A 19936-nucleotide genomic window follows, 5' to 3' on the forward strand; every position below is an offset into this window, starting at 1 on the left:
CGGCGCGCCCCGCCCGCTCACGGCAGCGCCCTCCGTTCGCTCGGGGCGGCGCGCTCCGCCCGCTCACGGCAGCGCGCCCCGTTCGCAGACCCGTGCCGCCACGTCCCGGAGTTTGACGTTGTGGTCCTGCGAGTACCGGCGCAGCGTGGCGAAGGCCTGGTCCTCGGTGAGGCGGTGCCTGCCCATGAGGATGCCCATGGCCTCCCCGATGGTGTGCCGGGTGCCGATGGCCTCCTGCATCTGTGCGTGGGTGCGGGCGCTGGAGAAGGCGACCGCCGCGTGCGAGGCCAGCAGCCAGCCGGCCGTCTCGTCGGCCTCGGTGAAGGCGCCGGGCCGGTAGGAGTACATGTTCAGGGCGCCGAGGTCCTCGTCCTCGGTGAACAGCAGGAAGCCCATCATGCTGCCGAGGTTCAGCTTGCGCGCCTCCGGGACGTACTTGGGCCAGCGCACCGCCTCGTCGGTGAAGTCCACGATCCGGAACTGGCGCTCCCCCGTGGAGCTGCGGGCGGCGTCGAAACAGGGGCCCTCTCCGACGCGCCCCTGCAACTCGTCGCTGTCGATCACCACCTGCTCCGTGGGGGCCAGTGACTGCACCTTGCCGCCGCGCAGGATGAGGATGCCGGCGGCGTCGCAGTCCGCCACCAGCTCGGTGGCCGAAGCGGTGATCCGCCGCAGTGTGTCGTTCACCGATTCCTGGGCCAGCAGATCGCGTGCCAAGGCGGCCATCTGCTGAGCGAACCCGCGCCAGTCGTCCATGCCGCTTCCTCCCTAGCTCTCCTGACAATTGCCCCGAGGGCGGCCGGACGCAACGGGGGAGGCTGCCGCGACACATCTTGTTTCACGGTACACGTAAATGCATAATGCGCTTATGGACGCACCGGCGGAGGCTTCAGGTCCGAACGGTCCGCCCCCGGACGACCCGAATCCGGACGACCTGATCATCGCCGTGGAGCAGATGATCCGGTACGTGCGGCAGAGCGCCCGGACCGGCGGGCTGAGCACCGCCGCCTCCTCGGCGCTGGCCAGGCTGAGCCGCGAGGGCCCCGCGCGGCTGACCGAGCTGGCCAGGGCCGAGGGCGTCTCCCAGCCGAACATGACCCAGCTCGTCACCCGTCTGGAACGCGCGGACCTGGTCCGGCGCACCGCCGACGCGAGCGACGGGCGGGGCGTGCTCGTGGCGGTGACGCCCACCGGCCTCGAGGTCCTGGCCGCACGGCGCGCCGAGCGTGCCGGGGCCCTGCGGCAGCTCATGGAGGACATGACCGGACCGGAGCAGCAGGCCACCACCACCGCACTCCTGGCCCTGGCCCGGGTCATCCGCAACCGTCCGTACCCCCCGGAGGAAGACCGCGCATGAGTGCACCCCACGGAAAGGCCGCCAGCCCCTTCCGGCAGCCCAAGGCAGTCTGGGCCGTCGCCTTCGCCTGCGTCATCTCGTTCATGGGCATCGGCCTGGTCGACCCGATCCTGCCGGCCCTGGCCGAGAACCTCGACGCCACCCCCAGCCAGGTCTCCCTGCTGTTCAGCAGCTACCTGATCGTCACCGCCGTCGCCATGCTCTTCGTCGGCTGGGTCTCCAGCCGCATCGGCGCCAAGCGCACCCTGGTCACCGGCCTCGCCGTCATCGTCGTCTTCGCCGCACTGGCGGGCGCCACCGACTCCATCAACGGCATCGTCGGGTTCCGGGCCGGCTGGGGACTGGGCAACGCGCTGTTCATCGCCACGTCCCTCGCGGTCATCGTGGCCTCCGCCAGCGGCGGCTTCAGCGGCGCCATCATCCTCTACGAGACCGCCCTGGGCCTCGGCATCGCCGTCGGCCCCCTGCTCGGCGGTGAGCTGGGGGGCATCAGCTGGCGCGGCCCGTTCTTCGGCGTCGCCGCCCTGATGGCCGTCGCCCTGATCGCCACCCTCGCCTTCGTCCCCGACCTGCCGAGGCCCAAGAAGGTCACCTCACCGCTCGCCCCGCTCAAGGCGCTGCGCCATCGCGGCCTGCTCACCATGGGCATCATGGCCCTGCTGTACAACTGGGGCTTCTTCACCATGCTCGGCTACGCCCCGTACCCGATGGAGCTGGACGCCCACGAACTCGGCCTGGTCTTCACCGCCTGGGGCCTGCTGGTCGCCGCCTTCAGCGTCTTCTTCGCGCCCCGCCTGCAGGCCCGCTGGGGCACCGCGCCCGTCCTCTACGCCAACCTGCTCGGCCTCGGCATCGTCATGGCCGTCATAGCCGCCGGTGTCGCCGACCCCACCACCGTGATCGTCGCGGTCGTCGTCAGCGGCGCCTTCATCGGCATCAACAACACCCTCACCACCCAGGCCGTCATGCTCGTCTCCCCGGTCGAGCGTCCCGTGGCCTCCTCCGCGTACGGCTTTCTGCGCTTCATCGGCGGCGGACTGGCCCCGTACGTCGCCGGGAAGCTCGCCGACGCCACCGACCTGAGCGTCCCCTTCTACCTCGGAGCCGCCGCCTTCCTCCTCGCCATCCCCGTCCTGGCCAGCGGGCACCGGCTGCTCCGGCAGGCCGAGACGGACACCGGCGAGGGAGAACCCGTGCCGACGCTGACCCCCGTCGGCACCCCGGCCCCGACCGACGCGCCGCCCGTGGTCGTGGCCGTCGGCGCCCACCCCGAGGCCGCCGCCGTCGTGGACGCCGCGGCACGCCTCGCCCGCGACACCGGCAGCCCGCTCGAGGTCGTCCACGTACGGCAGACCGCCGTCGTCGAGGAACAGGCCGCCGACACCGAGACCGAGGCGGAGGCGAAGGCCGCCGTCACCGCGCACCTCGACCGGCTGGGCGGCCTCGGTGTGGCCGCCACCGGCCAGATCCTCACCGGCGTCGGCGACCACGCCGCCGCGGGCCGCGCCCTGGCCCGGCACGCCGCCGAGGCCGGCGCCCGCACGGTCGCGGTCGGCCGCTCCCCGCGCGGCCCGCTCGCCCAGTTCGCCGACGGCAGCTTCACCAGCGCCCTCACCCACGCCGCCACCTGCACGGTCGTCCTCGTCGACCCCGACGAGGAGCCGCGCCCCCTGACGACGCGCTCCCTCACGGAGCTGCGCGCCGAGGCACGGTGAGCGGTCCCGGTTCAGGATGCCCGCTCCAGGTCGGTGCTGCGGGTGAGGGCCTCGTTGGCGTCGATCTCGTGCCGCAGCCGTTCCAGGCGGGCGCGGGCGCCGGCGAGCGCGTCCGAACCGAGCAGGAGCCGCAGCGGCGGAGCCGCCGAGTCCACGGCGCTGGCGATCGCGGCGGCGGCACGGACGGGATCGCCGGGCTGGCGACCGGAGACCGCCAGGGTCGCCGCCCGGCGCCTGCCCGCGGTCTGCTCGTAGTCCTGGAGCCGTGTCGGCGACTGCCGCATCGACGTTCCGGCCCACTGCGTGCGCAGGCCCCCGGGCTCGACGATGGTGACCGCGATGCCGAGCGGCGCGACTTCCGCGGCCAGCGACTCGGACAGTCCCTCCAGGGCGAACTTGGTCGCGTGGTAGTGGCCCGTCGCAGCGAACGCCGCGAGACCGCCGAAGGACGAGATGTTCACGATCCGCCCCGAGCGGCGCTCGCGCATGCCGGGCAGCACGGCCTTCAGGACGGTGACCACGCCGTGCACGTTGGTGTCGTACAAGGTGCGCACCGCGTCGTCCTCACCTTCCTCGACGGCGGCGAGGTAGCCGTATCCGGCGTTGTTGACCAGGACGTCGATGCGTCCGAACGCCTGCTCGGCGCCCTCGACGGCGGCCGCGACCGAGGCGGGGTCGGTGACGTCCAGGCGGAGGGCGAGCGCGCGGTCCCCGTAGGCGTCCACGAGGGCGGCGACGCCCGCCGTGTCACGGGCGGTGACGGCGACCCGGTCGCCGCGCTCCAGTGCGTGCCGGGCAAGGGCGCGCCCCAGGCCGCCCGAGCATCCGGTGATCAGCCAGACCGGCGTCCCCGCGGACGTGCCGGGGGTGCGGGCCGGGTCGTCGTTCAGTGCGGTGGTTCGATTCCTCATGCCCCCATTGCAGCCGGAGGCGGGGTGACGGAGCCACACCTCCTCGAGGGTGGCCCCCGGAGGGTCAGTCGGCGGCGTCGTCGCGGGTGGTCGGGCACCCGGTAAAGTCGGGCCGATGTCCCGTGACGACCGCACCGACGGCAATCCGATCGGTTCCTTCCTGCGCAGCCGCCGCGAGCGGATCGACCCCGCCTCCGCGGGCGTCGTCGACAACACGCGGCGGCGGGTCAAGGGCCTGCGCCGCGAGGAGCTGGCGCTGCTCGCCGGGGTGAGCCCCTCCTACTACAGCCGTATCGAGCAGGGCCGGGACCGGCATCCCTCCCGCGAGATCCTCCAGGCCCTGGCCGACGTACTGCGCCTGGACGACACCGAGCGGACCTACCTCTGGTCCCTGGTCGCGCCGTCCCTCGCACCCGCGAACGGCAGGGCGACGGCTCCGGCCGACACCGTCCGGCCGGGCGTGCGGATTCTGCTGGACCGCTGGTGCGACCTGCCCGCCTTCGTCGTCGGACCGCACCGAGACGTCCTGGCCGCCACCGCTCTCGCGCACCGCGTCAACCCGGCGTGGAGCCCGGGACACAACCTCGTCGAGTTCACCTTCCTCGACCCGCGGGCCCGGCAGGTGTACCCGGACTGGGAGGAGATCGGCCTCCAGGCGGTCGCGGGCCTGCGCACCACCGCTGCCGCCAGGCCCGCGGAGCTCGCCGGCTTCGTGGCGGGCCTGCGCGAGCGCAGCGAGACGTTCCGGGCCCTGTGGGACTCCCACGACGTGTACGACCGCGTGACGGGCCGCAAGCGCCTCGCGGTCGACGGCGTCGGGATCCTCTCCCTCGACTTCGAGACGTTCACGCTCGCCGGCCCCGAAGGGCAGGTGCTGTACGTGTACTTCCCGAGGCCGGGCAGTGCGGACGACGCGGCGCTGCGGGCCCTGGCACGCGCGGAGACCGCCGGTCCGCCGATGTCGCCCGAGGTCTGATCAGGCGTCGCCGCCCCCGAGGGACCGCCTCAGCCGGGCGGCGGCCTCCGGGGGCTGGATGCGCATGCCGGGGCGCCGGCGGTGCACGGTCAGGTACGTCACCCCGTCCGGCCCGGCGAGGACGGCCCGGGTCGAGCCGTGCGGCAGCCAGGTCAGGACGCCCGCGCGCAGGGCGTGCCCGCCGTCGGCCGACTCCAGGCGGGCCGCTCCGTCGAGGACGAGGAGCAGGACGTCGAGGTCGGGCTCGGTGTGGGTGTCCACCCGGCCGCCGGCGGGGAGGCGGACGACGTTGGCGTCGAGCTGCCGTCCGGGTTCCGCCAGCCTCCACAGGGCGCCGGCCGGCGCGTCCCCGCCCGGGGACAGGAGCTGCGCCGTGTCGCACAGCACCCGGGGGAGGGGAGGGCCCGCAGTGTCCGGGGAGCCGCCGTCTTCCGCTGCCATCAGGTGCCGCCGTTCCGTGTGTCCAACCGTGCCCGTACGCCGCCCCGTTGGGCGGTCCGTGCCGGGGCGGCCGGTCCGGTGACGCACCGCACAGGCTCAGTGCCCCGGGTAAAGGCGAATCTAGCATGCGCATTTGATAGCGTCCTGGTGTGCGGCTGACGAAGTTCACCGACCTGGCGCTGCGTTCGGTCATGCGCCTGGCGGTCGTGAGAGACGGTGACGAACCACTGGCCACCCGAGAGGTGGCCGAGGTCGTGGGGGTGCCGTACACGCACGCGGCGAAGGCCATCACCCGCCTGCAGCACCTGGGCGTGGTGGAGGCGCGGCGCGGTCGCGGCGGCGGGCTGACCCTGACCGGCCTGGGGCGCAACGCCTCGGTGGGCTGGCTGGTGCGCGAGCTGGAGGGCGACGGCGAGGTGGTCGACTGCGAGGGCGACAACCCCTGCCCGTTGCGCGGGGCCTGCCGGCTGCGCCGTGCGCTCCGCGACGCCCAGGAGGCGTTCTACGCGGCGCTCGACCCGCTGACCGTGACCGACCTGGTGGCCTCACCGACCGGCCCGGTTCTTATCGGCCTGACGGACCGCCCCTCGGGGTGACGGGCGGCGGTCCCGGAAGGCCGTCGAGCCGTGACCTAAAACACGAATATCATCCACCAATTAAGGAGTCGCTGTGCTCTCCGAACAGTCCGTTCCCGTGGTCCGAGCCACGCTTCCCGCCGTCGGAGCGGCCATCGGCGACATCGCCGACCTGTTCTACCGCAAGCTCTTCGACGCCCACCCCGAGCTGCTGCGGGACCTGTTCAACCGCGGCAACCAGGCCAACGGCGAGCAGCAGCGGGCCCTGGCGGGCTCCGTCGCCGCGTTCGCCGGGATGCTGCTGGAGCACCCGGACGAGCGCGCCGACGTGATGCTCTCGCGCATAGCCCACAAGCACGTCTCGCTCGGCATCACCCCCGACCAGTACACGATCGTCCACCGGCACCTCATGGCCTCCGTGGTCGACGTGCTCGGCGACGCCGTCACCCCCGAGGTCGCCCGGGCCTGGGACGAGGTCTACTGGCTGATGGCCAACGCCCTCATCGCCCTGGAGGCGCGGCTCTACGCGCGGCAGGGCGTCGAGGAGGGGGACGTCTGGCGGTCCATGGAGGTCGTCGACCGCGTCGAGGAGAGCGCCGACGCGGTCTCCCTCGTACTGCGACCGGCCGACGACCGTCCCGCCGTTCCGTTCCGGCCGGGGCAGTACGTCAGCGTCCAGGTCGAACTGCCCGACGGCGCCCGGCAGATCCGCCAGTACAGCCTGTCCGCCGCGCCCGGCCGGTCCGACCGGCGCATCACCGTCAAGCGCGCCCGGGGCGACGGGCAGCCGGACGGCGAGGTCTCCTCCTGGCTGTACGCGAACGCCCGCAAGGGCGACGTGCTCAGCGTGTCACTGCCGGCCGGCGACCTGGCCCTGGCGGAGCACGACGGCCCGCTGCTGCTGGCCTCCGCCGGCATCGGCGTCACGCCGATCCTCTCCATGCTCGATCACCTGGCCGCCACCGGCGCCACCCGCCCGGTGACCGTCGTGCACGCCGACCGCACCCCCGACGGCCACGCACACCGGCAGGAGCAGCTCGACCTGGTGCGCGCGCTGCCCGACGCCCGGCTCCACCTGTGGTACGAGGAGCCCGGCGACCGGGCACCGGAGGCGTCCACCGGCCGCGCCGACCTCACCGGTCTCGACCTGCCCGAGCACCTCACGGCCTACCTGTGCGGCCCGGTGCCCTTCATGCGGGCGGTCCGCGGCCAGTTGCTGAGCCGCGGGGTGCCCGCCGAGGCCATCCACTACGAGGTCTTCGGCCCCGACCTCTGGCTCGGACGGCAGTAGCCGCGGCGACGGACGGCCCCCGCCGGCCGGCGCGGAACTGCGGTACGGGCGTTAGGCCGCCGCGGTGAACGCGGTGCTGATCGCGGTGTCGACGCGGGCGTGCACCACCAGGCGCGGCCCCGTGGTGTCGGCGTTGTCCTCCAGCAGCCGCCGGACCGGCGCGCTGTGGGTCACCACGGACATCAGGACGCCGAGCCGCCCGCACCACTGGTGCGCCCGGAGCACCGCGCTGACCGCGGCGTGGCCGCCCGCCGGCTCGGTCAGGACGATGACGACGGGGGTCGGCTGATGGGCGTCGACCAGGTTGGTGATGTACGTGGTCAGCGCGGCCCGCCCGTCGATTCCCGGGTCCTGATGCACCGTGATGACCAGGACCCCGCGCTCCAGGGAGTGGGACAGCATCGCGGCCTCCGATCCGTCGCCCGGCGGCGACGTTGTGTTCAGTGAAGGTGCCCGTGTCCGGGTCCGCAACGCGCCCCGCGACGGACCGGGCGGGCGGCCGCCCCGACACCGGCACTGAGTACGATCGTCCGGACCGCCCCCGGACCGCCGGGACCGCCCCCGGACCACCCCCGACCTCCGCCGATCGCCGCTGGGAGACCCCGACCCGTGCCCGCCCTCCTGCCGCCGCCCCGCACGGGGGCCGCCCGTCTGCTGGACCCGGAACACCTGACGCGGGTGGAGGACGGCGAACGGCTGCACGCGCTGCTGTGGCGCCCGGGGCCGGGCTGGCGCATGGTCAGCAGCGCGGTGCTGGGCGGCGGGATCGCCGAGCGCGCGTGGGTGCTCAACGCCCAGGTCGCCCACGGCTACCGGCGCACCGACCCCGCACGGCACCTGGCCGGCCTGGCCCGTGCCGCCGGTGCCCGCGGGCCCGGCGTGGGCCTGATGACCGCCGCCGACGTGTCCGCCCACGGCCGGGCGCGGGACGGCGGCGCGGAGGCCGTGGCGACCGCCGGCGTCTCGGTACGCGGCTGGGCGGCCGCGCCGCAGGAGTGCGCCACGGGGGCCGCGTCGCGAGAGTGCGGGGCCGCGCCGCCCGGCACCGTCAACATCGTCGTCGCGCTGCCCGTCGCGCTGAGCGACGCCGCCCTGGTCAACGCGGTGATGACGGCGACCGAGGCCAAGGTCCAGGCGCTGCTCGACGCCGGTCTCGACTGCTCCGGCACCCCCACCGACGCGGTGTGCGTGGCGGCGCGGGCCCCGCGCGACGGCGCCGCCGTGCATGCCTTCGCGGGGCCCCGGTCCGAGTGGGGTGCCCGGCTCGCCCGCGCCGTCCACCGGGCCGTGCGCGCCGCGCTTCCCGCCGTCGCGCACCCCTGAGCGGGGCGCGCCCGGGCACACGCGGGTGTGGGCGGCCCGGCCGGGCCGCCCACACGGTTGTCCGCAGCGGACGTCAGCGCTGGGAGGCCTTCTCCAGCGCCTTGTCGAGGGCGGCCTGGAAGCCGTTGGCCCACAGCTGGTTCACCCGGCTGCGCTCGGTGGAGTTCGGGTAGGGGTTGGTGCAGGACGGGCCGGGGCCGCCGCCCGACATCAGCTCGCTGCACGGCCCGGAGTAGTGGTCGGGAAGCCCGAGCACGTGTCCGGTCTCGTGGGCGGTCACCCGGGTCGAGTCGTACTGCTGGTTCTGCCGGTAGTCGAGGAAGATGTAGCCGCTGCCGTGCCCGTTGGTGGACGCGTACGAGCCGCGCGAGTCGTTGCCCTCGTAGTACGCGAAGTCCGCGCCCGAACTGGACTCCGCGAGCCGCACGTTGGACACCGAGCTGTTCCAGATCTGGGCCGAGCGGGATATCTGCGAACGGAAGCTCGGCGCGTTGGTGGCGCTGTAGTAGACGGTGACCGCCGCGGCGGCCGACGGGTTGGCGGCGCGCTTCTCGGCGACGGACTTGACGACCGCCTCGAAGAACGCGCGGTTGGCGGCCGCGTCCTCGCCCGAGGAGCCGGCCGAGGGCTGGTAGCCGAGCTGGGCCGCCCGGACCGGCTCCTGGGGTGCCGCGGCCGTCGCGGCGGGGCCGGTGCCGAGCACGGCCGCCGTCAGGCCGAGACCGACCGCGGTGGACAGCAGGGGCAGGCTGATACGCATCGATGACTCCTTGAGTGGGGGAGTGGGGAGAAGTCGTCATCGGTGAGTGTGGGGCGGCCATGAGCCCGCTGTGATGATGGCAACAGGTGATAGGGCCGGGCTATCACCCACCGTCCGGCCACCCGGGCCGGCCACTCGTTGCGGCTTTGACCAGTGTGCAGAACTCGCCCTGTTCCGCCGCGTTTTGTTCACCTGGCGCAACCAACTGTTCCGCTTTACGCTCCCTGCATGGAGCTCGAGGTGAGGCACCTACGCGCACTGTGCGCCATCGCCGACGCCGGCAGCCTGCACCGGGCGGCACGCCAACTGGGCGTCGCGCAGCCCACGTTGAGCACCCAGTTGACTCGCATCGAACAGACCCTGGGCGGCCCCCTGTTCACCCGCGAGCGCACCGGCTGCCGCCCCACCCCGCTCGGCCGGACGGTCCTCGGCCGGGCCAGGCCACTGCTGTCCGACATGAGCACCCTGGTCCGCGAGGCCCGCGCCGCGGCGGCCGGCGGCGACAGCAGGCTGCGGGTGGGCTCCACGGCCAGCCGCGCCCTGGCCGGCTGGCTGCGCCGGCTCAGACGCCCGGGTCTGGAACCGACCCTGCAGATGGACGTCTCCGCCAACGCGCTGTTGCGCCGAGTGACGGAAGGGCAGCTCGACGTCGCCTTCGTGCACGAGGTCGAGGGCAGTGCGCTGCACGTCCCCGAGGGTCTGCGGCTGCGGGTCCTGGTCGAGCGCGAACCGCAGTTCGTCATGCTGCCCGCCGACCACCCCGCGGCCGTCCGGCCCGTCGTCCGGCTCGCGGACCTGGCCGACGACCGGTGGATGGTCGACCCCACCGTCGACGGCGAATGGGACGGCGTGCACCGCATGCTGCGCGCCGTCGGCCTCAATCCCCGGGTGCTGCACGGCGATTACCACACCGCGGCCTCCCTGGTCGCCACCGGCGAGGTCGTCACGGTCTGCCAGCCCAGCTCGCAGTCCCGCCCCGACATGGCGGTACGACGCCTGTACGGCGACCCCCTCGGCGTACGCCTGCTGCTGGCGGCCCGCACCCGGGCCGAGCTGGACGCCGTCTTCCCGGCGCTGGAGGACGCGTACTGGGAGGTCGCCCGCCAGTCCACCGCCTACCGGGAGTGGCTGGAAGGAGGCGGCATCCGGACGCTGCCCCGATGCCCGGTGACCGCGGCGGGGACCGGCCGGGTGGAGTTCGTCCGGGCCCGCTGAAGCCAATAGGGTGATTTTCATACCGGGCCGGTGTGTCTGCGTGACGGAGCGGTTACGGACAGCATCATGAGCTCTGCACGACGACTTCCCACCTTGCGTTCGCTGGCCGTGACCGGTGCCCTGGGCGCCTCCGTCCTGCTGCTGACGGCCTGCACGAACGCCGACACGACCCGTTCCAGCGTCGCGGAGGCGGCCCAGACCGAGTCTCCCTCCCCGACCGGCACCGATACCCAGTCCCCGTCCCCCACCGGCTCTCCCTCGATGAACGAGGACCAGACCCAGCGCAAGGACCTCGTCTCCGCGACGAAGGTCACCTGGGACAAGGCCGCCGACACCGCCGTCAAGGAGGTCCCCGAGGGCAAGCTCGTGGACCTCGAACTCAAGCGCGTGGAGGCCGAGGCAACGGCGTCGCCGACGGGCTCGCCGACCGGCTCCCCGAGCCCCAGCATGCCGAACCCCGCGCCCAGTGAGGGTGCCCCCGAGTGGGAGGCCAAGGTCGCCCAGTCCGACGGCACCCTGCACCGCATCGACATCGACGCGGTGAGCGGCAAGGTCTTCCGCACCATGGTCGACCCGGACCAGGACCCCGACGACAAGACCCAGGTCACCGAGTGGCTGGACAAGGCCAAGCAGACCCCGCAGCAGGCGGTCAAGGCGGCCACCGCCAAGGCCAAGGGCACGGTCACCCACGTCGAACTCGGCGACAACGACAACCAGCAGGTCGTCTGGGGCGTCGACGTGGTCGACAAGGGCAACTGGAACAAGACCACCGTCGAGGTCGACGCGGCCAACGGCAAGGTGCTGAGCCAGAAGGTCGACAAGGACTGAGACACCACCCCCACCCGGACACCGACGGGAGCAGTGGGCCGCGCGGCCCACTGCTCCCGTTCCTCATGCCGTCAGGGCGTCACCCGGCCGGTGCGGCGGGCGCCGCGGGCGCCGTGGCCTCGGCCGGCTCGGCCCCGCCGCCGCGCGGCAGCGTCAGTACGGCCAGGAAGCCGAGGACCGCCACCGCGGCGAAGAAGTAGAAGCCCCACGGGTGCCCGACCCCCGACGCGACCAGCGCGCCGGTGATCGACGGGCCGACGATCGAGCCGATCCGGCCGATCCCGGACGCCGAGCCGAGCGCGGTGCCGCGCACGGACGCCGGGTAGTAGTGCGTCACGTACGCGTAGACGAGCACCATGGCCGAGAAGACGAACACGCCGGTGAAGAAGACCACGACGTTGAGCAGCAGGTCGCTCTCCATCTTGATGCTCAGACACCCCAGCATGAGCACCGAGACGGCGAACCAGACCATGGTGGTGCCCTTGATGCCCCGCCGGTCGGCGACGTACCCGCCCAGGACCAGGCCGACGACGCCGCCGATGTTGAGCACCAGGAGCTGGGTGACGGCCGTCGGCACGGGGTAGCCCGCGTCGTTCATCAGCTTGGGCAGCCAGGTGTTGAGGCCGTAGACCAGCAGCAGGCCCATGAACGAGGCGACCCAGATGCCGATGCCCGCACGCAGGTACGCCGGCTTGAGCAGCTCGGTGAACGGCACGCGGTGTGCGCCGTCCTGCTTGGCCCGCTCGAAGGCCGCCGACTCCGGCAGCTTGAACCACTGGATCGCGGCGATCACCAGGCCGACGACACCGAGCAGGTAGAAGAGGATCTCCCAGTTGTCGGTCACCTGGAGGGCCAGCAGCGAGGTGATCACCGCACCGGTGTGGTAGCCGGTCATCGTCAGGGTGCTGGCCCGCGCCCGGCGGCTGGCCGGCATGTGCTCGGCCATCATCGTGAGCGAGACCGGCATGCAGGCGCCCAGGCCCAGACCGGCGAGGAGGCGCAGCGCGGCGAACATCGCGACGGAGTTCGCCAGCGGCACGACGATGGTGAGGACCGAGAAGAGCACGACCGAGCCGATGAGCAGGCGACGGCGGCCCAGCCGGTCGGCCAGCGGGCCGACGCAGACCGCGCCGATGGCGACGCCCACCAGCGAGAGCGTCGCGATGGTGGTCGCGTCGCCCGCGGTCATGCCGAGGTGGTGGGTCTTGAGCAGGGTGGGGATGATGGCGCCGAGGACGACGAGGTCGTAGCCCTCCAGCAGGACGGTGATCCAGCACAGGATCACCGTCCAGGTGCCGCCGACGGCGCGGCCGGTCTGCGCGGGCGCGCCGGACGTGGTGGTGGAAGCCATGGTGACTCTCCCCCCGGGGGACGGGTGTGAGTGAGCGGAGCCGGACCGGCCGGGGCGGCCGGGCGGGACCGGTACGGGTGACCGGAGGGATCAGAACGGGTAGTCGGCGATGTCCGGGCGGACCGTGAGCCACTGGGTCTCGGTGAACGCCTCCACGTTGGCCGCGGCGCCGCCGAACCGGGAGCCGGTGCCCGACGCCTTGACCCCGCCGAAGGGCGCGTTGGGCTCGTCGCTGACCGTCTGCTCGTTGATGTGCACCTTGCCGGAGTCGATCCGGTCGGCGAGCTTCATCGCCGTACCGACGTCGCCGAGGATGCCGACCGACAGCCCGTACTCGCAGTCGTTGACGATCCGCGCGGCCTCCTCCGTGGTGGCGAAGGAGATGACGGGCGCGACCGGGCCGAAGATCTCCTCGCGCCAGGCCGGCATGTCCGTCGTCAGGCCGGTCAGGACGGTGGCGCGGTATCCGGCGCCGTCGATCTCGCCGCCCGCGGCGACCTTCGCGCCCGCCGCGACGCTGTCGGTGACGATGCCGTGCACCCGCTCCAGCTGCCGCCGGTCGATGATCGGGCCCAGCGCCACGTCCTGACGCGCCGGGTCGCCCACCGGCAGCGCCTCGGCCTTCGCGGCGAGCGCGGCGGTGTACTCCTCGACCAGCGACTCGTGCACGATGTGCCGGCCGGTCGTCATGCAGATCTGCCCCTGGTGCAGATACGAGCCGAACGCGCCCGCCGACGCCGCCTTCGCCACGTCCGCGCCGGGCAGCACGACCAGGGCGTTGTTGCCGCCCAGCTCCAGGTGCGCCCGCTTCAGCAGCCGCCCGGCCTGCTCGCCGATCGCCCGTCCGACCGGCGTGGAACCGGTGAACGAGATCACCCGCACCTCGGGCGCCTCCACGACCGCCCGGCCGACCGACCCGTCGCCCGGCAGCAGATGCAGGACACCGGCCGGAAGCCCCGCCTCCTCGAAGATCCGGGCGATGACGACCCCGCCGCTCACCGCGGTGCGCGGGTCCGGCTTCAGCAGCACGGCGTTGCCGAGCGCCAGCGCGGGAGCCACCGAACGCAGGCCGAGGATGAGCGGGAAGTTGAAGGGCGCGATCACGCTGACGACACCGGCGGGGCGGCGCCGGGCGAGCGACCACCGGGCGTCCTCCGACGTGAGCACCTCGCCCTGCGGATGCGTGGGCAGCCCGGCGCACTCGAAGCACTCGCCGATCGCCAGCCCCGCCTCGAAGCCCGCCTTCGACCGCACCGAGCCGGCCTCGCGCACCAGCCAGTCCTCGATCTCGGCGGCGTGCTCGGTGAACAGCTCACCCGCGCGCCGCAGCACGGCCGCCCGCCGCTGCGGCGAGGTCGCCGCCCACGCGCGCTGGGCCTCGGCGGCCCGCGCGGCGGCGCGGTTCACGTCCTCGGCCGAGGCCAGGCCCACCGTGCCGAGCCGGTCCCCGGTGGCGGGCTCGGTCACCGGCTGCTCGGCGGGGGAGTCCTGCCAGCCCTCGCTGTAGAACTTCCCGCCCCAGACGGCGCTGTCCAGGAGTGTCATCGTCTTCCCTCTCGTCGGAGTCTTCGGTGTGGTGTCGCGAGTCGGTTCAGGAGGGCGTGGTGAGCGCCGTGTCGACCTGGATCAGCCGGGGGTGCTCGGGTGTCTCGGCGAGCGCGGCGCGCAGCTCGGCCACCGAGCCGACGTGCTGGGCGCGGACGCCGTAGCCCTCCGCGATGCGGGTGAAGTCGAGGCCGGGGATGTCGAGTCCCGGCGCGTCGGGCACGCCGAGCAGCCCACCGAACCAGCGCAGCGCCCCGTACGTGCCGTTGCGCAGCAGGACGACGGTGAGCGGGACCCGGTGCTGCGCGGCCGTCCACAGCGCGGTGATGCCGTAGTTGGCCGAGCCGTCCCCGATCACGCCGACCACCGGGCGGTCGGGCTGGGCCATCGCGACGCCCACCGCGCCCGGCAGCCCGAAACCGAGGCCGCCGGCCGCCGGGAAGTAGTAGGAGCCCTGGCGGCGCAGGTCCATCTGACGCCACCACGCCGCGTTGGTCGACGTCGACTCGACGACGTACGCGGTGTCCTCGGGCATCTCCTCGCGCAGCGCGCCGAAGACCTGCTCCGGATGGAGCGCCGGGCCCTCGACGGTGAGCGGCTCGGGCACCGGCCGGTAGGGATCCGCGGGCCTGTCGGCGGCTTCGAGCGCCTCCAGGAGTACGTCGACGACGGCACCCGGGTCGGCCACCAGCGCCTCGCCCATCGGCGCCCGCGCGGCGGCGGAGGCGTCGTCGGTCACCTGGATCAGCCGGGTGCCCTCGGGCAGGTACCGGCCGGGCAGGTGCTCGTGGTAGCGGAAGACCGGCGCGCCCAGCACGAGCACCAGGTCATGGCCCTCGAACGCCTCGGAGACCGGTGCGATCCCGGCGGGCAGCACGCCCCGGAACTGCGGATGCCGGTTCGGGAACGGCAGCCGGAACTGCGAGGGCGCCGCCCACACCGGACCGCCCAGCCGCTCGGCCAGCCGCACCGCGTCGTCGAACCGGCCGGCCGAATCGATGTCGCCGCCCAGCACGAGCGCGGGGCGCCGGGCCGAGGCGACCTGCTCCACGAGCCACCGGCGCTGCTCGTCACCCGGCACCGAGCCCCGCACGACCCGCCGGTCGAGCACGGCCAGGGCGTTGTCGTCGACCTCGGCCGACCAGTCGTCGTACGGCACGGACAGGTAGGTGGGCCGGCGCTGCAGCCGTGCCTCGAAGACGGCCTGGGCCAGCGCGCGCGGCACGTCCCCGGCGCACGCCGGTTCCGCCGCCCAGCCGACCAGCGGCTTCATCAGGGCCGGGGCGTCGACGCTGGCCAGGTTGGCCTCGGGCCCGATGGCCGGGCGCACCTGCTGCCCGGCCACCACCACGAGCGGCGTACGGGAGGCGACGGCGTTCGTCAGGGCGCCCATCGCGTTGCCGGAACCGGAGGCGGCGTGCAGGTTGACCAGCACCGGGCGGCCGGTCGCCTGGGCGTACCCGTCCGCCATGCCGACGACGGCGCCCTCGTGCAGACCGAGGACGTAGCGGAAGCCGTCGGGCAGCTCGGCGAGGAAGGGCAGCTCGTTGGAGCCCGGATTGCCGAAGACGGTGGTGAGCCCCTGGCGCTCCAGGAGTTCGTGGGAGACACGACGCACGGATGGCACGGACGTTCCTTTCGAAGTGACGCGGGACACGCTAGGCACCCCGCGACATGGGCACCAATAGATGTTTCGGCACTCCGATATAGAGTTCTTCGATATGGGCACCTTCGATCTCAACCTGGCCCGCGTCTTCGTGCTGCTCTACGAGACCGGCAGCGTCACGGCCACCGCCGAGACGCTCCACGTCACGCAGCCCACCGTCAGCTACAGCCTGGGCAAGCTGCGCCGGCACTTCGACGACGAGCTGTTCCGCCGCAACGGACGCGGGCTGACCCCCACCGCCGGTGCGCGGCGGCTCTACCTGCCGCTCCAGCGTGCGCTGGCGGAGATCGACGGCACGGTCCGCCAGGGCGACCTGTTCGACGCCGGGACCATGACGGGCCGCTTCACCATCGCCCTGTCCGACCTCGGAGAGGCCACCCTGCTGCCGAGGCTCGTGGCCGCCGCGCGGGAGCGGGCCCCCGGGGTGTCGTTCACCGTCCGGCCCTTCGACGTGGAGGACGCCGAGGGGCAGCTGCGCCGCGGCGACCTCGACGCGTTCGTGGCCACCCCGGTGATCACCTCGCACCTCACCGTGCGCATCCCGCTCTTCCGCGAGCGCTACGTCCTGATGGTCGCCGCCGACCATCCGCGCGTGCGGGGCGACGCGGTCACCTCGGCGGACCTCGCCTCGGAGCACCACGCGACGGTGTTCGGGCCGAGCGGCCACGTCGCGCCCAGGGCCCTGCTGGGCGCCCACGGGCTCCTGGAGCGGGTGGCCGTGGACGCCACCCGCTTCTCGATGCTGCCCTACCTGCTGGAGCAGACCGACCTGGTGGCCATCGTCCCCGAGTACGTCGGCGAGGTCTTCACGGCCTCCCACCGAGTGCGCCTGGTACGGCTGCCGTTCGAGACCGAACCCATCGAGATCGCCCTGTACGCACGGCACGAGTCCTCGCGCAGCCCGGCCCAGCGCTGGCTCGTGCAGTTCCTGGCCGAGGTGCTGGGCGAGCAGGTGAGCGCGGCCCAGCTGCCGCCGTCGAGCCGTCGTTAGGATCACCGCATGACGGCACCGGAACCCACCATCCTCGCCACCTCGGGCGGCCACCGCGCGGGCGGCCGCACCATGGTGGCCTTCGACGCCCTGGTCCACCACGCGGTGGACCTCTCGGGCGCGCACGGCCGGCGCCCCCGCGTCCTGTACGTGGGCACCGCCATAGGGGACGCCGAGCACTTCACCGCCCGTATGACGGAGGCCGCCCGGGTCGCCGGTTTCGACCTGACACCGCTGCACCTGTTCCCCATGCCCAACGTCGAGGACGTCGAGGAGACCGTGCTCGACCAGGACGTCGTCTGGGTCATGGGCGGATCGGTGGCCAACCTGCTGGCCGTGTGGCGGGTGCACGGCCTGGACCGGATCATGCGCAGGGCCTGGGAGGCGGGCGTCGTGCTCAGCGGCGTGAGCGCGGGCTCCCTGTGCTGGTTCCGGGGCGGCGCCACCGACTCCTTCGGCCCCGAACTGCGCCCGGTCACCGACGCGTTGGACTTCCTGCCGTACGGCAACGGCGTCCACTACGACGTCGACCCCGGCCGCCGTCCCCTGATCCACCGCCTCGTCGCCGACGGCACCCTCCCGACCGCCCACTGCACGGACGACGGCGTCGGCCTCGTCTACCGCGGCACCGAACTGGTCGAGGCGGTCACGGAGATGCCCGGCAAGGGCGCGTACGTGGTCGTGCGCGACGGCGACACCGCGGTCGAGGAGAGGCTGGAGCCGCGCGAGCTGCCCGGCCCGTGGCGGTGAAGGGGCCGCGTCGGGGCACGGGACAACGCCCCGACGGACCAGCCCCGTTGAGCCTCCCGACCGGTCGTGGCGCACCGGTGCGGGACGTTCGCGTTTGCCGACGCGGTGAGGGGCAAGGCGGTGTCCATGAGCGATCCGAACAAGGACACCAACAAGAAGCCCGCCGGCACCAGGACCGTCGAGGCCAAGGCACATGACGCCGCGTCGGCGGCCAAGGCCGGTGCCCAGCGCTCCGCCGACGCCGCGAACGGCGCCGCCCACACGGCGGCCAAGGGCGTCGCGGCCGGCCGCCAGGCCGTCGTCACCACCTCGGGCCAGGTGGCGGCCACGGCGAAGACGGCGTGGACGGCCGTCGCCCACCGCAAACTCGTCGCCGCCGGCGTGGGTGCCGGCCTCACCGCGGTGACCGCCGCGTCGTACGCGATGGGCCGCCGCGCCGGACGTCACACGCACGGGCCCCTCACCCGGCTCACCGGCGGCCGGATCTGACACCGGCCGCCACGCACGGCGCCGCTCCCCGCACAGGGGCACCACTGGCCGGACAGGGGAAGATGGGACCCGCGAGCGAAGTCCCGACCTATGCGGAGGAGTGGGCGCATGCAGCACGACCGAGCCGGGAAGCCGGCCGGCCCCGAGGACCTGATCGACGTCGCCCGGCTGGTGACGGCGTACTACGCCCTGCACCCGGACCCGGCCGAGCCGGGGCAGCGCGTGGCCTTCGGGACGTCCGGGCACCGGGGTTCGTCCCTGGCGGCGGCGTTCAACGAGGACCACATCGCCGCCACCAGCCAGGCCATCTGCGAGTACCGCTCGGCACAGGGCACCGACGGCCCGCTCTTCCTGGGCGCCGACACGCACGCCCTGTCCGAGCCCGCGAGGGTCACCGCACTGGAGGTGTTCGCCGGCAACGACGTGACCGTCCTCGTCGACAGCGCGGACGGGTACACCCCCACCCCGGCGGTCTCCCACGCCATCCTCACCCACAACAGGGGCCGCGCCTCGGGCCTCGCCGACGGCGTGGTCGTCACCCCCTCGCACAATCCGCCCGCCGACGGCGGCTTCAAGTACAACCCGCCGAACGGCGGCCCCGCGGGCTCGGACGCCACCTCCTGGATCCAGGACCGGGCCAACGAGATCATCGCGGCCGGACTGAAGGACGTACGACGGCTCCCGTACGCGCGGGCCCTGGCCGCCCCCGGCACCGGCCGCCACGACTTCCTCGACGCCTACGTCCGCGACCTGCCGAGCGTCCTGGACCTCGACGCGATCCGCTCGGCGGGCGTCCGCATCGGCGCGGACCCGCTGGGCGGTGCCTCCGTGGCGTACTGGGGCCGGATCGCCGAGCAGCACCGCCTCGACCTGACGGTGGTCAACCCGCTCACCGACCCCACCTGGCGGTTCATGACGCTTGACTGGGACGGCAGGATCCGCATGGACTGCTCGTCGCCGCACGCGATGGCCTCCCTCATCGAGGGGCGCGACCGCTTCGACATCGCCACCGGCAACGACGCCGACGCCGACCGGCACGGCATCGTCACCCCGGACGCCGGCCTGATGAACCCCAACCACTACCTCGCCACTGCCATCGCCTACCTCTACGCCCATCGCACCGACTGGCCCGCCGACGCGGGCGTGGGCAAGACGCTGGTGTCCTCCGGAATGATCGACCGGGTCGCCGCCGACCTCGGCCGCCGCCTGGTCGAAGTACCCGTGGGCTTCAAGTGGTTCGTGGACGGACTGGTCGACGGCTCCCTCGGCTTCGGCGGCGAGGAGTCCGCCGGGGCGTCGTTCCTGCGCCGGGACGGCTCCGTGTGGACCACCGACAAGGACGGCATCATCCTCGCGCTGCTTGCCTCCGAGATCACCGCCATCACCGGCAGGACGCCCTCCGAGCACTACGCCGCGCTCACCGCCCGGTTCGGCGAACCCGCCTACGCCCGCATCGACGCCCCCGCCACCCGCGAGGAGAAGGCCCGCCTGGCCAAGCTGTCCCCGGCCCAGGTCACGGCCGACACCCTCGCCGGGGAGCCGGTCACCGCCGTCCTCACCGAGGCACCAGGCAACGGCGCCCCGATCGGCGGCATCAAGGTGGCCACCGAGAACGCCTGGTTCGCGGCCCGGCCCTCCGGCACCGAGGACGTCTACAAGATCTACGGCGAGTCCTTCCGCGGGGCGGACCACCTCCGGCAGGTGCAGGACGAGGCCAAGGAGGTCGTCCTCGCCGCCCTGGGCGGCTGACGC

At 73.5% G+C, this 19936-nt stretch carries 20 protein-coding genes; 12 read left to right on the forward strand and 8 right to left on the reverse strand.

Features of this window, described 5'->3' with window-relative positions; translation table 11 throughout:
- Positions 1 to 63: 63 nt before the first annotated feature.
- On the reverse strand, positions 64 to 756 hold the full coding sequence (locus tag IE258_RS32350) for a GAF and ANTAR domain-containing protein (RefSeq protein ID WP_189749281.1): 693 nt from the start codon (positions 754 to 756) through the stop codon (positions 64 to 66).
- Positions 757 to 868: 112 nt separating this feature from the next.
- On the opposite strand from IE258_RS32350, the gene IE258_RS32355 reads away from it, so the two are divergent.
- Together IE258_RS32355 and IE258_RS32360 are read left to right on the forward strand one after the other, a co-directional pair.
- On the forward strand, positions 869 to 1357 hold the full coding sequence (locus tag IE258_RS32355) for a MarR family winged helix-turn-helix transcriptional regulator (protein ID WP_189749282.1): 489 nt from the start codon (positions 869 to 871) through the stop codon (positions 1355 to 1357).
- Entirely contained in the window at positions 1354 to 3072 is a 1719-nt protein-coding gene (locus IE258_RS32360) for an MFS transporter (protein WP_189749284.1), read from the forward strand. The genes IE258_RS32355 and IE258_RS32360 overlap by 4 nt, the downstream gene beginning before the upstream one ends.
- A gap of 11 nt (positions 3073 to 3083) precedes the next feature.
- Here the strand turns inward: IE258_RS32360 and IE258_RS32365 are convergent, their stop codons facing one another.
- Entirely contained in the window at positions 3084 to 3983 is a 900-nt protein-coding gene (locus IE258_RS32365; RefSeq protein WP_189749285.1) for an oxidoreductase, read from the reverse strand.
- Between the two features lie 115 nt (positions 3984 to 4098).
- Between IE258_RS32365 and IE258_RS32370 the strand changes: the two genes are divergently transcribed.
- Positions 4099 to 4959, forward strand: a complete 861-nt coding sequence (locus IE258_RS32370) for a helix-turn-helix domain-containing protein (protein WP_189749286.1) — start codon at positions 4099 to 4101, stop codon at positions 4957 to 4959.
- Here the strand turns inward: IE258_RS32370 and IE258_RS32375 are convergent, their stop codons facing one another.
- Positions 4960 to 5400, reverse strand: a complete 441-nt coding sequence (locus tag IE258_RS32375) for a hypothetical protein (protein ID WP_189749287.1) — start codon at positions 5398 to 5400, stop codon at positions 4960 to 4962. It lies immediately after the preceding gene.
- 149 nt (positions 5401 to 5549) lie between these two features.
- Here IE258_RS32375 and nsrR point away from each other — a divergent pair, with 149 nt between their 5' ends.
- Both nsrR and IE258_RS32385 read left to right on the forward strand, forming a co-directional pair.
- Positions 5550 to 5996 carry a nitric oxide-sensing transcriptional repressor NsrR gene (gene nsrR / locus IE258_RS32380; protein WP_189749289.1) on the forward strand — a complete coding sequence of 149 codons (447 nt, stop codon included), beginning with the start codon at positions 5550 to 5552 and terminating at the stop codon, positions 5994 to 5996.
- Between the two features lie 73 nt (positions 5997 to 6069).
- Complete coding sequence (locus IE258_RS32385) at positions 6070 to 7266, forward strand: globin domain-containing protein (protein WP_189749290.1); 1197 nt, start codon at positions 6070 to 6072, stop codon at positions 7264 to 7266.
- Positions 7267 to 7317: 51 nt separating this feature from the next.
- On the opposite strand, the gene IE258_RS32390 is transcribed toward IE258_RS32385, so the two are convergent.
- Positions 7318 to 7668, reverse strand: a complete 351-nt coding sequence (locus IE258_RS32390; RefSeq protein ID WP_127896657.1) for a hypothetical protein — start codon at positions 7666 to 7668, stop codon at positions 7318 to 7320.
- A 207-nt stretch (positions 7669 to 7875) separates the two neighbouring features.
- Here IE258_RS32390 and IE258_RS32395 point away from each other — a divergent pair, with 207 nt between their 5' ends.
- Positions 7876 to 8589: an adenosylcobinamide amidohydrolase gene (locus tag IE258_RS32395; protein ID WP_189749292.1), complete on the forward strand. Its 714-nt coding sequence runs from the start codon at positions 7876 to 7878 to the stop codon at positions 8587 to 8589.
- Positions 8590 to 8662: 73 nt separating this feature from the next.
- On the opposite strand, the gene snpA is transcribed toward IE258_RS32395, so the two are convergent.
- On the reverse strand, positions 8663 to 9349 hold the full coding sequence (snpA, locus tag IE258_RS32400) for a snapalysin (protein WP_189749293.1): 687 nt from the start codon (positions 9347 to 9349) through the stop codon (positions 8663 to 8665).
- 228 nt (positions 9350 to 9577) lie between these two features.
- Between snpA and IE258_RS32405 the strand changes: the two genes are divergently transcribed.
- Together IE258_RS32405 and IE258_RS32410 are read left to right on the forward strand one after the other, a co-directional pair.
- Entirely contained in the window at positions 9578 to 10564 is a 987-nt protein-coding gene (locus IE258_RS32405; protein WP_189749294.1) for a LysR family transcriptional regulator, read from the forward strand.
- Positions 10565 to 10630: 66 nt separating this feature from the next.
- Complete coding sequence (locus tag IE258_RS32410; protein WP_189749295.1) at positions 10631 to 11392, forward strand: PepSY domain-containing protein; 762 nt, start codon at positions 10631 to 10633, stop codon at positions 11390 to 11392.
- A gap of 79 nt (positions 11393 to 11471) precedes the next feature.
- On the opposite strand, the gene IE258_RS32415 is transcribed toward IE258_RS32410, so the two are convergent.
- The 3 genes from IE258_RS32415 to mdlC form a co-directional block, all read right to left on the reverse strand.
- Positions 11472 to 12743: an MFS transporter gene (locus IE258_RS32415; protein ID WP_159328349.1), complete on the reverse strand. Its 1272-nt coding sequence runs from the start codon at positions 12741 to 12743 to the stop codon at positions 11472 to 11474.
- A gap of 90 nt (positions 12744 to 12833) precedes the next feature.
- Complete coding sequence (locus IE258_RS32420; protein WP_189749297.1) at positions 12834 to 14288, reverse strand: benzaldehyde dehydrogenase; 1455 nt, start codon at positions 14286 to 14288, stop codon at positions 12834 to 12836.
- Between the two features lie 46 nt (positions 14289 to 14334).
- Positions 14335 to 15915, reverse strand: coding sequence for a benzoylformate decarboxylase (gene mdlC, locus IE258_RS32425; protein ID WP_229892537.1), 1581 nt, complete (start codon positions 15913 to 15915; stop codon positions 14335 to 14337).
- Positions 15916 to 16009: 94 nt separating this feature from the next.
- Between mdlC and IE258_RS32430 the strand changes: the two genes are divergently transcribed.
- The 4 genes from IE258_RS32430 (at position 16010) to pgm (ending at position 19933) form a co-directional block, all read left to right on the forward strand.
- A complete protein-coding gene (locus IE258_RS32430) occupies positions 16010 to 16945 on the forward strand; it encodes a LysR family transcriptional regulator (protein ID WP_127895193.1) in 936 nt (311 codons plus the stop codon).
- A gap of 9 nt (positions 16946 to 16954) precedes the next feature.
- Complete coding sequence (locus tag IE258_RS32435) at positions 16955 to 17695, forward strand: Type 1 glutamine amidotransferase-like domain-containing protein (RefSeq protein ID WP_189749299.1); 741 nt, start codon at positions 16955 to 16957, stop codon at positions 17693 to 17695.
- Positions 17696 to 17821: 126 nt separating this feature from the next.
- Entirely contained in the window at positions 17822 to 18184 is a 363-nt protein-coding gene (locus IE258_RS32440) for a hypothetical protein (RefSeq protein WP_167308124.1), read from the forward strand.
- A gap of 108 nt (positions 18185 to 18292) precedes the next feature.
- A complete protein-coding gene (gene pgm / locus IE258_RS32445; protein ID WP_189749300.1) occupies positions 18293 to 19933 on the forward strand; it encodes a phosphoglucomutase (alpha-D-glucose-1,6-bisphosphate-dependent) in 1641 nt (546 codons plus the stop codon).
- Positions 19934 to 19936: the final 3 nt, after the last annotated feature.

The organism is Streptomyces tendae, assembly GCF_014650435.1.
Taxonomy (GTDB): domain Bacteria; phylum Actinomycetota; class Actinomycetes; order Streptomycetales; family Streptomycetaceae; genus Streptomyces; species Streptomyces tendae.